This is a genomic window from Reyranella sp. (genome assembly GCF_044224635.1).
Classification (GTDB): domain Bacteria; phylum Pseudomonadota; class Alphaproteobacteria; order Reyranellales; family Reyranellaceae; genus Reyranella.
Window position 1 is genome coordinate 39,514 of sequence record NZ_JBGAKA010000034.1, and the last position, 14,341, is coordinate 53,854.

A 14,341-nucleotide genomic window follows, 5' to 3' on the forward strand; every position below is an offset into this window, starting at 1 on the left:
AGCAAAAGAAAAGCAGGGCTGTTTCAGGGAGGGTTCATGGTGGGGTCGTCCGCCCAGCGCGCGCCTGCGCAAAGAGGCGACAATCAGCTCGTGGTGGAAGGCGTATCCAAGCGTTTCGGTGGCGTCGTGGCCGTGCAGGATGTCGCCCTCGAAGTGCCCAAGGGCGGCATCGTTTCCATCATTGGCCCGAATGGCGCCGGCAAGACCTCCCTCCTGAACATGATCTCGGGCTTCTACAAGCCCGACACCGGCCGCGTCGTCCTGGAAGGCCTCGACATCACCCAGAAGAAGCCGAGCGACATCGCCGCCCTCGGCATCGCCCGGACGTTCCAGAACATCGCGCTGTTCAGCGGGCTCACGGTGCTCGACAATCTCATGCTCGGCCGCCACGTGCGCATGAAGTCCGGAGTCCTGGCGAGCGTGATCTATTGGGGCATGGCCCAGAAAGAGGACATCGCCCATCGCGAGGCGGTCGAGGAGATCATCGACTTCCTGAAGTTGCAGGATCTGCGCAAGCAGCAGACCGCGGCGCTCGCCTATGGTCTGCGCAAGCGCGTCGAGCTTGGCCGCGCGCTTGCGCTGGAGCCCAAGGTGCTGCTGCTTGACGAGCCGATGGGCGGCATGAACCAGGACGAGAAAGAGGACATGGCGCGCTACATCCTCGACGTGAACCAGGAGCGCGGCGTCACGGTCGTGCTGATCGAGCACGACATGGGCGTGGTCATGGACATCTCTGACCGGGTGGTCGTGCTCGACCGCGGTCGGCGCATCGCCGCCGGCACGCCCGAAGAGGTGCAGCGCGACCCGGCGGTCATCCAGGCCTATCTCGGCACCAGCAAGGGAGGAGGCCGCGCATGAGCCTGGTCGACGACACAGCGACATCGACGCTCCCCAAGCTCCTACAGCGCAACGCCGAGCAGGACCCCGCTGGCGCCGGCATTCGCGAGAAGACGCGCGGCGTGTGGCAGACCTACAGCTGGCAAGCATACCGCGACAACGTGCGCGACTTCGCACTGGGGCTGGCGTCGCTCGGCTTCCAACGCGGCGACAAGCTTTCCGTCGTCGGCGACAACCGTCCCCAGCTCTATTTCGCCCAGCTCTCGGCCCAGGCGCTGGGCGGCATCTCGGTGCCGGTCTACCAGGACTCGATCGCCTCGGAGCTGGTCTACGTCCTCAATCATGCCGAGACCTCGATCATCGTCGCCGAGGACCAGGAGCAGGTCGACAAGGCGTTGTCGCTCAAGGAGCGGCTGCTGTGCCTGCGCTGGATCATCTACGACGACCCGCGCGGCCTGTCATTCTACGACGATCCGATACTGCGCTCCTTTACGAGCGTGCTCGAGGAGGGGCGCAAGTTCGGCCAAGCCAATCCCGGCTTCTACGACGCCGAGGTGGCCAAGGGCGGGCCGGACGACATCGCGATGATCGCCTACACGTCGGGCACCACCGGCAACCCGAAAGGCGCGATGCTCAGCCATCGCAACCTGATCGCCACCTCCGAGGCGTTCCTCCAGGTGAACGACGTGAAGGCGGGCGACAACTGGCTGTCCTACCTGCCGATGGCCTGGGTCGGCGACGCCGCTTTCTCGCTCGGCATGGCGCTGGTGGCGCGCCTGACGGCCAATTGCCCGGAGAGTCCCGAGACGGTGCAGCGCGACCTGCGCGAGCTCGGACCCGACGCCATGCTGGCGCCCCCCCGCATCTGGGAGAACATGCTGACGCTGATGCAGATCAAGGGCAACGACGCCTCGCCGGCCAAGCGCCGCATCTACGCGCACTTCCGCAGCCTTGCCGAGCGCTGCGAGCTGAAGCAGGCCGACGGCAAGAGCCTGTCGCTCGGCGAGCGGCTCGGTCTCGCCCTCGGCGAGGTCCTGGTCTACGGCCCGGTGCGCGACCAGCTCGGGCTGGGGAGGGCGCGCTGGTGCTACACCGGCGGCGCGCCGCTGGGGCCCGACACCTATCGCTTCTTCCGCTCGTTCGGCATCAACCTCAAGCAGGTCTATGGCGCCACCGAGGCCTCGGCGCTGATCGCCTGCCAGGCCGATGCCGAGGCCAATCCCAACACCGTGGGCCGGCCGATCCCCAAGGTCGACATCAAGATCGACGACCGCGGCGAGGTCCTGCTGAAGGGGCCCAACGTCTTTAGGGGCTATTTCAAGCAGGATGACGTGACGCGCGACACGCTGACGGGCGAGGGTTGGCTCAAGACCGGCGATGCCGGCTTCTTCGACAAGCAGGGCCACCTGGTGATCATCGACCGTGCCAAGGATGTCGGGAAGCTCGCCGACGGCTCGGCCTTCGCGCCGCAATTCATCGAGAACAAGCTGAAGTTCAGCCCGTTCATCCGCGAGGCGGTGGCGTTCGGCGACCAGAGGCCGTTCGTCGTCACCATGATTGCCATCGACATGCAGACCGTGGGCACGTGGGCCGAGAAGCAGGGGCTCACCTACACGAGCTTCATGGACCTCAGCCGCAAGCCTGAGGTCGCGACGATGATCGGCCAGGAGATCGCCAAGGCGAACGCCACCCTGCCTGATGTGCAGCAGGTGCGGCGCTACCTGCTGCTCAACAAGGAGCTCGATGCCGACGACGCCGAGATGACGCGCACCCGCAAGGTTCGCCGCCGCTTCGTCGCCGAGAAGTACGCCAACGTGATCGAGGCGTTCTACGGCGGCGCCTCGTCGGTCGACGTCACCATGGAGATCACCTTCGAGGACGGCCGCAAGTCGACCCTGAACTCGACCATCGCCATCCACGGCGAAGACAAGGCCGAGCCGGCCCGGAGGGCGGCGTGAGGGGCGCCATGCAGCTTCTCCTCCCCAGCGGAGCTGGGGAGGAGGGAAAGATCTGGAGGGCCAATGTCTGACGAGCTCGAGTTTGCCTTTGCCCTCCTGCTGAGCGGGGCGTCTATCGGATTGATGTACTCCCTGATCGCCTTGGGATTCGTGCTGGTCTACAAGGCGACCGACGCCATCAACTTCGCCCAGGGTGAGTTCGTCATGCTGGCCGGCATGGTCGTGGTGGTCGTGCTCGGCGCCGAGGCGCCACTGATCGCGGCGATCGTCGCGGTCCTGCTGGTCATGATCGGCTTCGGCTTCGGCCTGGAGCGGGTCGTGCTGAGGCCGCTGCTCGGCCGGCCGGTAGTGGCCGTCATCATGGCGACCATCGGGGTCGCCGCCGTGTTGCGCGGCTGGGGCCCGCTGGTGCTCGGCATCGAGACCCGCGCCTTGCCACTGCCGATCGGCGACGACCCCATCTCGATCGGACCGGCGACGCTGCCGCCGATCCAGGTGCTGGGTGCCGTGGTGGCGGTGCTCTTCTTCCTCGCCTTCAACTGGTTCTTCAAGAAGAGCCGCATGGGCGTGGCCATGCGCGCGGTCGCCGACAATCAGCAGGTCGCCCAGGCGATGGGCATCAATGTCGAGCGCTACTTCGCGCTGGCCTGGGCAATGGCCGGCATCGTCTCGGCGCTGGGCGGCATCGTGTGGGGCAGCATGCTGGGCGTCGACGTGCAGCTGGCGCTGGTCGGGCTGAAGGTCTTTCCCGTGGTGATCCTGGGCGGCCTCGACTCGATCGGCGGCGCGCTGATCGGCGGGCTGATCATCGGCATCGTCGAGAGCCTGGCGGCGGGCTACCTAGACCCGTTCGTCGGCGGCGGCACCAAGGATTTCGCGCCCTATGTCCTGATGATCCTGGTTCTCATGGTCAGGCCGTACGGCATCTTCGGTCGGCGCCAGATCGAGCGCGTGTAATCCATGTTCCATCGCGAGTCCGGAGTCTTCAAGACGACCTACAGCGCCGACATGGCGCTGTATCCGTTGCCGATCGCCAAGTGGACGATGATCGCGCTCGCGGGAATCTTCGTGCTGATCGTTCCGCTGCTCGTCCATGAATACTATTTGTCGATCCTGAACCTGATCTTCATCGCCATCGTGGGCGCGCTCGGGCTCAACATCCTCGTCGGCTACACCGGCCAGATCTCGATCGGCCACGGCGCCTTCATGTCGGTCGGCGCCTACACGGCGGCCAATCTCGCGGTGAAGCTCGACCTGCCGTTCTGGCTGACCCTGCCGGCCGGCGGGCTGATGGCGGCGCTGATCGGCGTCGTGGTCGGCATGCCGAGCCTGCGCATCAAGGGGCTGTATCTCGCGATCGCCACGCTGGCCGGCCAGCTGATCATAGAATGGACCATCAACCGTGTGCCGGCGATCTCGGGCGGCGCGCAAGCCTCGATCGAGGTCGGCCGGCCGACCCTCTTCGGCTTCGCCTTCAACACCCAGGGCACGCTCTATTTCTTCCTGCTGTTCTTCGCCGTGATCGCCATCGTGGCGACGCTGAACCTGGTGCGCAGCCGCATCGGGCGGGCTTTCGTGGCGGTGCGCGACCAGGACATCGCGGCCGAGATCATCGGCATCAACATCTACCGCTACAAGCTGCTGGCCTTCGCCATCTCGTCGTTCTACGCCGGCGTCTGCGGCGTGCTCTACACCTACTATTTCGGCATCGCCAACTACGAGCAGTTCCAGCTCATCGTGTCGATCGACTATCTCGCCATGATCATCATCGGCGGGCTGGGCTCGGTCCTGGGCTCGATCCTCGGGGCGGTTTTCGTCACACTGCTGCCCATCGTGATCCGCATTCTCATGGAAAACGTCGGATCGCTGTTCTTCACCGCGGCCGAGATGGCCAACGTCATCTCGGGCCTGCGTCTGGGGGTGTTCGGCGCGTTGATCATCTTCTTTCTGATCGTCGAGCCCGAAGGGCTCAATCGGCTATGGAGGAATATCCGGAGCTACTTCCGGGTCTGGCCCTTCTCGTACTAGGGCGGGGCGTTGCTACAGAAAGGGAGGAACCCATGACGAGGTTCGTTAGGAGTTGGCTGGGCTTGGCGGCAACGACCGCCACCCTGGCGCTGGGCACGGGCCAAGCCTTCGCCCAGAAGGAAGTCATCTTCGGCCTGCAATGCGATCGCACCGGGCCGACGGCGAACGTGGGCACGGTACTATGCCCCGGCTACCAGGACTACATCGCCCTGATCAACAGCAAGGGCGGTGTCGAGGGCCACAAGATCAAGGTCCTCGAGATCGACAACGAGTACAAGGTGCCGCCGGCCATCGAGGCGCACGAGCGCTTCAAGAAGGAAGGCGCGGTTCTCGAAGGCATCTACGGCACGCCGCAGACGGCAGCGCTCAACAAGAAGCTCGAGGAGGACAAGATCCTCGGCACGTCGCCCGGCTTCGGCACCGCCGCCGCGGCCGACGGCAAGCGCTATCCCTACACCTTCCCGATCGCGGCCAGCTACTGGTCGCAGGCGGCCGCCGCGGTGGCCTTCGCCAAGGAGCGGCTGGGCGGCAGCCTCAAAGGCAAGAAGATCGCCTATGTCTTCTACGACAACCCGGCGGGCAAGGAGCCGCTGGCCGTGCTCGAGGATCTCGCCAAGGACGAAGGCTTCGAGATGCGTACCTTCGCCGTGCCGGCGCCCGGTCTCGAGATGGGCGCCCAGGTTCTCGACATCACCGGCCGTTTCAAGCCGGACTTCGTCATTGCCCACCTGTTCGGGCGCGCGCCGTCGGTCCTGATCAAGGATCTGAAGGGCAAAGGCTATCCACTCAGCAAGGTGGTCGGCCTGGTGTGGGCCAGCTCCGAGGCCGACATCATCGCCGCCGGCGGCATGGGCGTGGCCGAAGGCTACAACACCATCCAGTTCGCCGGCGTCGGCAAGGATTTCCCGGTGATCAAGGACATCGAGGCGATGTACAAGGCCCAGGGCAAGCAGCCGCCCAAGGAGATGGACTCGACGGTGCTCTACAATCGCGGCGTGCTGACCGCGGCGCTGCATGTCGAGGCCCTGCGCAACGCCATCAAGGCCAAGGGCGGTGCGACGCCGACCTCGGAAGAGGTCAAGAAGGGCATGGAGTCGATCAAGGGGTTCACCCTGGGCGGCCTGGTTCCCCCGATGGAGCTCACGCCGGCCGACCACGAAGGTGGCGGCTGGGTCGAGATCTGGACGGTCAAGGGCGGCAAGCTCGTCAAGACCAAGGAATGGTTCCAGGGCTACCGGCCGCTGATCCTGAAGCACCTCGCGGCGGAGGCCTCGAAGTCGTGATGCTCATCGCTGGGGGCGCGCCACTTCCGTGGCGCGTCTTCAGCGCGACCGGCAAAGATCGCGCCACGGGAACGGCGCGCCCCCAGCACACCGAGGTCTGATGCTGTCGATCAACAACATCGAGGTCGTCTACGACCGGGTCATCCTTGTCCTCAAGGGCGTGTCGATCACGGTCGGCGAGGGTGCGATCACGACCCTGCTGGGCGCCAACGGCGCCGGCAAGACGACGACGCTCAAGGCGATCTCCGGCGTGCTGCGCAGCGAGCGCGGCGAGGTCACCAAGGGCGCCGTGCAGCTGGGAGATCGCCGGATTGACGGCATGCGCGCCCACGACGTCACCCGGCTCGGCTTGGTCCAGGTGTTCGAAGGCCGGCGCGTGTTCGAGAATCTGACCACCGAGGAGAACCTGGTCGCCGGCGGCCACGTCCAGAACAATCATGCGGTGAAGCAGGGGATCGACCTCGTCTATTCCTACTTCCCGCGCCTGCGCGAGCGGCGGACCCAGGTCTCGGGCTACCTGTCAGGCGGCGAGCAGCAGATGCTGGCGATAGGGCGGGCGCTGATGAGCCAGCCCAAGGTGGTGCTGCTCGACGAGCCGTCGCTCGGCCTGGCGCCGATGCTGGTCGAGGAGATCTTCGGCATCGTCGACCGGCTGGTGAGGCAGGAGAAGCTGTCGGTCCTGCTGGTCGAGCAGAACGCCACCATGGCGCTCGGCGTCGCCGATCACGGGTATGTCATGGAGAACGGCCGCATCGTGCTCGAGGGGCCGGCCGGCAAACTGCGCGACAATTCCGACATCAAGGAATTCTACCTCGGCCTGAACGAAGGCGGGGCGCGCAAATCCTATCGCGACACCAAGCATTACAAGAGGCGCAAGCGCTGGCTATCCTAGGGCGTCCGCATATTGGCGCACATTTCCTTCTCCTCCCTCAGCGAAGCTGGGGATGAGAAGGAGAGGGCGCCCATACTCGAATGCCCTGCTATCCTGGGGGCGTCATGCGTTGCGTCTCGCCGATCGTTCCGCCGTCCATCCTCGCGCTCCTGTGCTCTCTCGCCATGTCGGCGCTCGCTCAGAGCGACCTCGCGCAGCAATGCGCCGCCTTCGGGCAGGGCCAGTACCGCCAGCTCGATCCATCGGTCGACCGCGTCACGGCGATGGACTTTCCGCCGCCGGCATTGGAGCGCTTCAACGGTCAGGCTGGATCGCAGCCGGTTGCCGCCGCGCTGACCCTGCGCGGCCGGCTGACCTATCGCAACCGGTCGCCGCTCGAGACCCAGTTCGTCTGCCTGCTCGATCGCAGCGAGCGCCCCTTGTTCTTCTATGCCCTGCCGGCGCTGGTGACGCGCGCGGCGCCGACGCCCCCGGTCGGGCGCGGTGCGCCGGTGCCGCAGCTCCAGCATCCGACGACGCAGCAACCCTCGCAGCTCACCATGGCGCTCACCCCGCAGGCGACGCCCCGCGCCGATGCACCGGCGCGCCCGGCCAACGCCACCCGGCTGCGCGGACTGGTGCGCGATGTGGGCGGGCGACTGCTCTTCACGCCCTGCGACGGTGCACCGCTCGCGCTGGAGGATCGCACCCAGGGTCAGGAGCTGCTGAAGTCGCTGCGCGAGCTGACGGCCGCCCAGGAGGGCCGCCCGATGTTCGTCGAGATCTACGGCGTGCGCGAGACCGGCACCAATGCCGGCATCGGAGTCGTCGACCTGCGCCGCGCGGCGGTGGAGACGGCGGGATGCCGCGAGCGCTTCGACCAGCGGGAATGGATCGCGACCGGCAACGAGCCGTCGTGGCGCCTCGAGGTGACCTCGCGCGACATGGTGATGAGCGTGCTGGGCGGCCTGTCGACGCAGCGCGTGCCGCATGGCGGCCCGCAGAAGTCGGGGAACGGCCTTGAGTACGCGAGCAGCGACGGCACCGACCTGCTGGTGACGATCGACGAGCGGCGCTGCATCGATAACCAGTCGGGCTCGTTGTTCGCCTACGTCGTCGAGGTTCGAAGCGAAGGCAGGACATACCCGGGCTGCGCGGCGCATAATCCGGCGATGCCGGCACCGTAGGACAGGGGAGGAGGAGCGATGGACCAGGTCGAGCAGCTGCGCGAGATGATCGGATCGGCCAAGCGCATCGTCGCCTTCACCGGCGCCGGCATCTCCACAGAGTCGGGCATTCCCGACTTCCGCTCTCCCGGCGGCATCTGGACGCGCTACAAGCCGATCTACTTCGACGACTTCATGTCGTCGGACGAGATGCGCCGCGAATCATGGCGCCGCAAGTTCGCGACCGACGAGACCATGCTGACGGCGGAGCCCAATGCCGGCCATCGCGCGCTGGCCAGGCTGGTCGAGCGGGGCCGCATGAGCGCCATCATCACGCAGAATGTCGACGGCCTGCACCAGCGCTCGGGCGTGCCCGAGTCGAAGATCGTCGAGCTGCACGGCAACTCGACCTACGCGAGCTGCCTCGATTGCGGCCACCGCCATGAGCTCGATCCGATCCGGAAGGCATTTCTCGGATCGGGCAAGCTGCCGCTGTGCGTCAAGTGCGACGGCATCGTGAAGACCGCCACCATCTCGTTCGGCCAGGCGATGCCGGAGATCCAGATGGCGCGCGCCCAGGACGAGACCATGGCGTGCGACCTCTTCATCGTGCTGGGCAGCTCGCTGGTGGTCTACCCGGCGGCGAGCTTCCCGCGCATCGCCAAGCGCCGCGGCGCCAGGCTGGTGATCGTCAACCGTGAGGCGACCGATCAGGACGACGATGCCGACATGGTGATCCATGCCGAGATCGGGTCGACCATGAGCCGTGCCATCGGCGTCAATTGAATGCCATCATTGATGGCCATCGTTGCGGCTGCCGACCGGACACGGTTAAATCGATACCGGTCAGGGAGGCGCTAGTGAGGATAAGGCGAAGAAGCACCCTGCTGGGCGGATTGGGAGCGGCGGCCGTGGCCGGACTGCCGGCAGCGGCCCAGGACATCACGTTCTTCCGCATCGGCACCGGTGGAACGGCGGGCACCTACTTCCCGATCGGCGGCCTGATCGCCAACGCGATTTCGAACCCGCCGGGCTCGCGGTCGTGCGCCGATGGTGGCTCGTGCGGCGTGCCTGGTCTGGTCGCGACGGCGGTGGCCTCGAACGGCTCGGTCGCCAACGTCAATGCCATCTCGAGCGGCAGCATGCAGTCGGGCTTCACGCAGTCCGACGTCGCCTACTGGGCCTTCAACGGCAACGGCATTTACGAAGGGCGGCCCAAGGTCGAGGTGCTGCGCGCCATCGCCAACCTCTATCCCGAGAGCTTCCACCTGGTGGCACGCAAGGGAGCCGGTATCAAGTCGATCAAGGATCTCAAGGGCAAGCGCATGTCGCTGGACGAGCCGGGCTCGGGAACGCTGGTCGACGCGCGGCTGATTCTCGCAGCTTACGGCCTCACCGAGAAGGAGATCAAGGCGGAGTATCTCAAGCCGCAGCAGGCGGCGGACAAGCTCAAGGACGGCGCGCTCGACGCCTTCTTCAGCGTCGCCGGCTGGCCACAAGGCGCCATTGCCGAGCTCGCCGCGACCACCGGCATCGAGCTGGTGCCGATCGATGGCCCGGAGGCCGAAGCCCTGGTGAAGCAGTACAGCTTCTTCGCGCTCGACGAGATTCCCGACGGCGCCTACAAGAACGTGCCGGGCGTGAAGACAGTCAGCGTCAACGCCATCTGGGCCACCTCGAGCAAGCAGCCGGACCAGCTGATCTACAACGTCACCGCCGCTCTGTGGAACCCGAACACCCGCAAGCTGCTCGATTCGGGCCATGCCAAGGGCCGCGCCATCCGCTTCGAGACGGCCGTCCAGGGCCTTGGCATTCCACTGCATCCCGGCGCGGAAAAGTTCTATCAGGAGAAGGGGCTGCTAAAGTAGGCCCGCGTCATTCTCCTCCCCGGCTGGGCTGACAGCGAAGCTCGGGAGGAGCCAGGGCCCGGGAGCAGTAGCTCACCATCCCGATGATGAATCACCTGGCACGATTTCGCGCTGACGTTTGCTGGCCGCATCGTCAGCATCACCTTCTTGGGGGCGGCGCTGTCGGCCTTCCTTCTGGTGCGGCTGTCGCTCCGGGAGAGGATCTGGCTCAGCGTCGCCGCCTACCGGCGATGGCGCCGGGCGCAACGGCGCTGATCGCCAGCGTGCTGATCAGCCTGCCCGTCCTGGGCCGTCAGCTCATCCACTATCGGAGGTATTCTCATGAGACTTGAAGGCAAGCTGTGCGTCGTGACGGCGGCGGGGCAGGGGATCGGGCAGGCAACGGCCCGTGCCTTTGCCCGCGAGGGCGCCACCGTGTGGGCGACCGACGTCGATGCCGGCAAGCTCGAGGGTCTTGCCGAAACGAAGGGCGTGCGCCCGTATCGCCTCGACGTCCTCGACAAGGTGGCGATCAGGGTGCTGGCGGAGCAGATCGGCGCGATCGACGTTCTGTTCAACTGCGCCGGCTTCGTCCATCATGGCAGCGTGCTCGATGCCACCGACGATGAGTGGCAGCTCGCCTTCGATCTCAACGTGCGCAGCATGTTCTGGACGGCCCAGGCGTTCCTGCCCGGCATGCTGGCCAAGGACGGCGGCTCGATCGTCAACATGTCGTCGGCGGCCTCCTCGGTGAAGGGCGCGGCGCTGCGCTGCATCTACGGTACCACCAAGGCCGCCGTGATCGGCCTCACCAAGTCGATTGCCGTCGATTACGTGAGCAAGGGCGTGCGGTGCAACGCCATCTGCCCCGGCACTGTTCAAACTCCGTCGCTCGACGACCGCATTTCGGCCCTGGGAGGCGGCTCGGACGCCCGCCAGTTCTTCCTGCAGCGCCAGCCGACCGGCCGCTTCGGCTCGGCTGACGAGATCGCCGCCTTGGCCGTCTACCTGGCGAGTGACGAATCGGCGTTCACGACCGGCACGGTGAATGTGATCGACGGTGGGTGGAGCGTGTGACCTTACGATTGCCATTCTTGCCTGCCATGCAGATCGTTGTGTCGCAAGGCGATGGCCTTCGCCGAACACAGCGCGGGCGGCTTGATCTGGCTCAAGGCGGTTGCTGCGCTGCTGGCCGACATGCGCTTTGTCCAAGCGGTGGCATCGATGCCGACAGCGCGCCGGCGTCCCTTGCCCTGCCCAATGTCGCCTGCGTCGGCGGCTCGCGGGTGGCGCCGGGAACGTCGCCGCGGGCCGCGCGTGGGGACGAGGTGCAGCGGCTCGCGGCCGCAGGCATCTCACGTCAAACGGTTCTGGTCTTGATCTAGAAGATGCTTCAAGATGATGGCGTAAGAGAATGAGAAGCCACGATGAATAGACTGGCAATTGTCGCGTCGCTGTTCGTGCTGGCTGCCGCCGGCGCCCGGGCCGATACGGTCCTGGTGCTGAATTCGGAAGAAGCCTCCTACAGCATCATCAGCCGCAGCTCGCGCACCGAGCTCGTTCGGCTGCCGGTCGGTCGCGAGCCCCATCATCTGTTCCGCAGCCCCGACGGCAAGGACGTGCTGATCGGCTCCACGGTGACCAACGAGCTGCTGGTGCTCGATAACAAGACCGGCGAGAAGAAGGGGCTCGTGCGCGATATCGTCGATCCCTACCAGTTGGGCTTCAGCCCCGACGGCAAGTGGTTCGTCACCGTCGCCCTTCGTCTCGACCATGTCGATTTCTATCACGCCGACGGGTTCAAGCTCGCCAACCGCATTTTCATCGACAGCATGCCGAGCCATCTTGCGTTCGACGCCGAGTCCAAGACGGTGTTCGTCACTTTGCAGGAGAGCGGACGGCTGGCGGCGTTCGATCTCGAGACGCAGACGATCAAGTGGAACGTGAAGGTCGGCACGGCGCCCGCCGGCGTCCTCGTGCTGCCCGACAACAATCGGGTGCTCGTGGCCCTTACCGGACAGGACGGGCTCGTGGTCGTCAATCCGAAGGACGGCACCATTACCGGCGGCCTGAAGACCGGGCGGGCGGCGCATAACTTCTGGCCCAAGGGCGATGGTCGCCACTGGTTCCTGAGCAACCGGGTCGAGAATACGGTGTCGCTGATCGACACGCAGGAGATGAGGGTTGTCGGCACCATCAAGGTGCCGGGCGGTCCCGACTGCATGGATATCACGCCCGACGGCAAGGAACTCTGGGTGACGCAGCGCTTCCTGCGGCGCATCGCCGTCGTCGACCTTGAGCAAATGAAGGTCGTCGCATCGATCCCGGTCGGCAAGTCGCCCCACGGCCTGGTGATGCTCGATGCCGTGGCTCCCCCCAGCGGCACGCCGGTTCGCACCGTTTCGGCAGCGCCCAAGAAGAAGTAGGCGCGCGCGATGCGCGACCTCATCGACCTTTGGGTGGGCTGCCAGACCTGGATCTTCGAGACCGTGGTCTCGCCCGTCCTGTTCCGGCTCGAGCTGATGCAATGGTACGAGCCGGCCTTCAACGCCGTCGAGTTCTTCATGCTGGGCGTCGTCCAGATCCTGGTTATTGCGCTAGCCATGCGCTTCTTCGAGAAACGCTGGCCGCTCGAGCGGACCGCCGACGACACCCTTGTCGGAGTCGACCGCGTTTACACCGTGCTCAACAAGCTCGGCATTGTTCCCCTGGCCGTGTTCTCGGTTAGCTACCCGATCACCAATCAGATCGAGTACCTCTCGCGCAGCTTGGGCTTTGCGCCGTTCCGGGTCGAGCAGGCACTGCCGTGGCTGCACGACTACGCTCTCGCCTCGTTCCTCGTGTACTTCGTGCTCTATGACTTCGTCGCCTACTGGCTGCACCGCGCCCAGCACCGGTTTTCCTGGTGGTGGGCACTGCACAGCCTGCACCACAGTCAGCGCCAGATGACGGTGTGGTCCGACGATCGCAATCACATCGTCGATGACCTGCTGATGACGTTGGCGCTGGCCGTGTTTGCCCAGCTGGTCGGCGTCCAGCCGGACGACTACATCCTGATCCTGATGGTCGGCCGCCTGGTCGAAAGCTGGTCGCACGCCAATATCGACGTAAGCTTCGGGCGCATCGGGGAGAAGTTGCTCGTCGGACCGCGTTTCCACCGGCTGCATCATGCACTGGCGAACCCGGCTGAACGTCACATTCACGATCACAATTTTGCCCCGGTCTTTCCGATCTGGGACATCCTGTTCGGCACGGCGATCTACGACGGCAAGCGCCGGCCCACCGGCGTCGATGATCCTGTGATCGACGCCGACAACGGGCGCGGCTGGATCGCCCAGCAGGTCACGGTGTTCGGCCGCTTCCTGCGGGCGCTCTTGCCGAGTCCTATGCGCGCGCCAATTCAGCCAAGACTTCGGCCGCCCGCGGAATAGGTGCCACGGCGCCGTAGTCGCGGGTCTTCAACGCGGCAGTCACATTGGCATAGCGACCGGCGACGAATGGATCGTCCCCGGCCAGGAGGCGGGCCAGGAAAGCGCCGTCGAAGGCGTCGCCGGCGCCGGTCGCATCGACCGCCTCGACGCGATGAGGCGCAATCTTCATGCGCCGGTCGCGCGTCGCAATCAATGCGCCGTCGCCGCCCATCTTCAAGGCAACCAGCGACGGCCCGCGGCCTAGATAATGATCGACGATGGCGTCGGGCTGTTCCAGCCGCGTGAGCTGGCGGGACTCGTCGAGGCTCGGCAGCAGGATGTCGCAGCGCCCCGCCGTGGCGTCGATGGTTCGTTGCGCCTCGTCGAGGTCCCACAGACGCAGGCGCAGGTTGGTATCGTACGACACGCGAACGCCGGCCCGGCGCGCTGCGTCGATGGCGGCTTCGCAGGTTTGCAGAGCCAGAGGGCTGATTGCCTGGCTGATCGCCGAAAGATGCAGGATGCGCGCGCCGGCGATGTAGTCCACGGCAAGGTCGCGGCGGTCGAGCAGCGAGGCAGCCGATCCCTTGCGCAGGAAGTCGAAGCGATGACCGCTCTCGCCATGGGTGACGAAGTAGACGCCGGTCGGCGCCGTGGGATGACGGCACACGCACGTGGCGTCGACGCTTTCGGCCCGCCACAGCGCCAGGAAGGCCTCGCCCATCCAGTCCTCGCCGAGGCTGGTGAGGTAGCCGACCGATGCACCCTGGCGCGCCGCCGCGATCGCTGCATTGGACGTGTCGCCGCCGAAGCCTTGCAGCCAGGTCCGTCCGTCGCCGCTGCGCGGACGATTGAACTCGATCATCGGTTCGCCGAGGCTTACGAGAGCAGGAGAGGAGGTCATGACGGGCGGTTTCCCACGGCGCACGCGGCTGCTCAAG

The 14,341-nt window shown here is 65.9% G+C and carries 13 protein-coding genes; 12 read left to right on the top strand and 1 reads right to left on the bottom strand.

Annotated elements, in window-relative coordinates; translation table 11 throughout:
* Positions 1–36 precede the first annotated feature (36 nt).
* The 12 genes from ACILR9_RS25405 to ACILR9_RS25460 all read left to right on the top strand — a co-directional run bounded on the left by ACILR9_RS25405 (position 37) and on the right by ACILR9_RS25460 (position 13,421).
* Positions 37–858, top strand: coding sequence for an ABC transporter ATP-binding protein (locus ACILR9_RS25405; RefSeq protein ID WP_395712766.1), 822 nt, complete (start codon positions 37–39; stop codon positions 856–858).
* Positions 855–2,795, top strand: a complete 1,941-nt coding sequence (locus ACILR9_RS25410; RefSeq protein ID WP_395712767.1) for an AMP-binding protein — start codon at positions 855–857, stop codon at positions 2,793–2,795. Before ACILR9_RS25405 ends, ACILR9_RS25410 begins: the two co-directional genes overlap by 4 nt.
* A gap of 63 nt (positions 2,796–2,858) precedes the next feature.
* Positions 2,859–3,752, top strand: coding sequence for a branched-chain amino acid ABC transporter permease (locus ACILR9_RS25415; RefSeq protein WP_395712768.1), 894 nt, complete (start codon positions 2,859–2,861; stop codon positions 3,750–3,752).
* A gap of 3 nt (positions 3,753–3,755) precedes the next feature.
* The gene (locus tag ACILR9_RS25420) at positions 3,756–4,823 is read left to right on the top strand and encodes a branched-chain amino acid ABC transporter permease (RefSeq protein WP_395712769.1); all 1,068 of its coding nucleotides are present in this window, start codon (positions 3,756–3,758) and stop codon (positions 4,821–4,823) included.
* A gap of 32 nt (positions 4,824–4,855) precedes the next feature.
* The gene (locus ACILR9_RS25425; protein ID WP_395712770.1) at positions 4,856–6,106 is read left to right on the top strand and encodes an ABC transporter substrate-binding protein; all 1,251 of its coding nucleotides are present in this window, start codon (positions 4,856–4,858) and stop codon (positions 6,104–6,106) included.
* 100 nt (positions 6,107–6,206) lie between these two features.
* Complete coding sequence (locus ACILR9_RS25430; protein WP_395712771.1) at positions 6,207–6,998, top strand: ABC transporter ATP-binding protein; 792 nt, start codon at positions 6,207–6,209, stop codon at positions 6,996–6,998.
* Between the two features lie 104 nt (positions 6,999–7,102).
* The gene (locus ACILR9_RS25435; RefSeq protein ID WP_395712772.1) at positions 7,103–8,164 is read left to right on the top strand and encodes a hypothetical protein; all 1,062 of its coding nucleotides are present in this window, start codon (positions 7,103–7,105) and stop codon (positions 8,162–8,164) included.
* 18 nt (positions 8,165–8,182) lie between these two features.
* The gene (locus ACILR9_RS25440) at positions 8,183–8,929 is read left to right on the top strand and encodes an SIR2 family NAD-dependent protein deacylase (protein WP_395712773.1); all 747 of its coding nucleotides are present in this window, start codon (positions 8,183–8,185) and stop codon (positions 8,927–8,929) included.
* A gap of 74 nt (positions 8,930–9,003) precedes the next feature.
* A complete protein-coding gene (locus tag ACILR9_RS25445; RefSeq protein WP_395712774.1) occupies positions 9,004–10,011 on the top strand; it encodes a TAXI family TRAP transporter solute-binding subunit in 1,008 nt (335 codons plus the stop codon).
* Positions 10,012–10,326: 315 nt separating this feature from the next.
* Positions 10,327–11,067 (top strand): SDR family oxidoreductase, encoded by a 741-nt coding sequence (locus ACILR9_RS25450; RefSeq protein ID WP_395712814.1) that lies wholly within the window; start codon positions 10,327–10,329, stop codon positions 11,065–11,067.
* Between the two features lie 350 nt (positions 11,068–11,417).
* Positions 11,418–12,416: a YncE family protein gene (locus ACILR9_RS25455; protein WP_395712775.1), complete on the top strand. Its 999-nt coding sequence runs from the start codon at positions 11,418–11,420 to the stop codon at positions 12,414–12,416.
* A gap of 9 nt (positions 12,417–12,425) precedes the next feature.
* Positions 12,426–13,421: a sterol desaturase family protein gene (locus ACILR9_RS25460; protein ID WP_395712776.1), complete on the top strand. Its 996-nt coding sequence runs from the start codon at positions 12,426–12,428 to the stop codon at positions 13,419–13,421.
* Here the strand turns inward: ACILR9_RS25460 and ACILR9_RS25465 are convergent.
* Positions 13,375–14,265, bottom strand: a complete 891-nt coding sequence (locus tag ACILR9_RS25465; protein WP_395712777.1) for a sugar kinase — start codon at positions 14,263–14,265, stop codon at positions 13,375–13,377. The two genes, ACILR9_RS25460 and ACILR9_RS25465, sit on opposite strands and share 47 nt — an antisense overlap.
* Between the last annotated feature and the right edge of the window lie 76 nt (positions 14,266–14,341).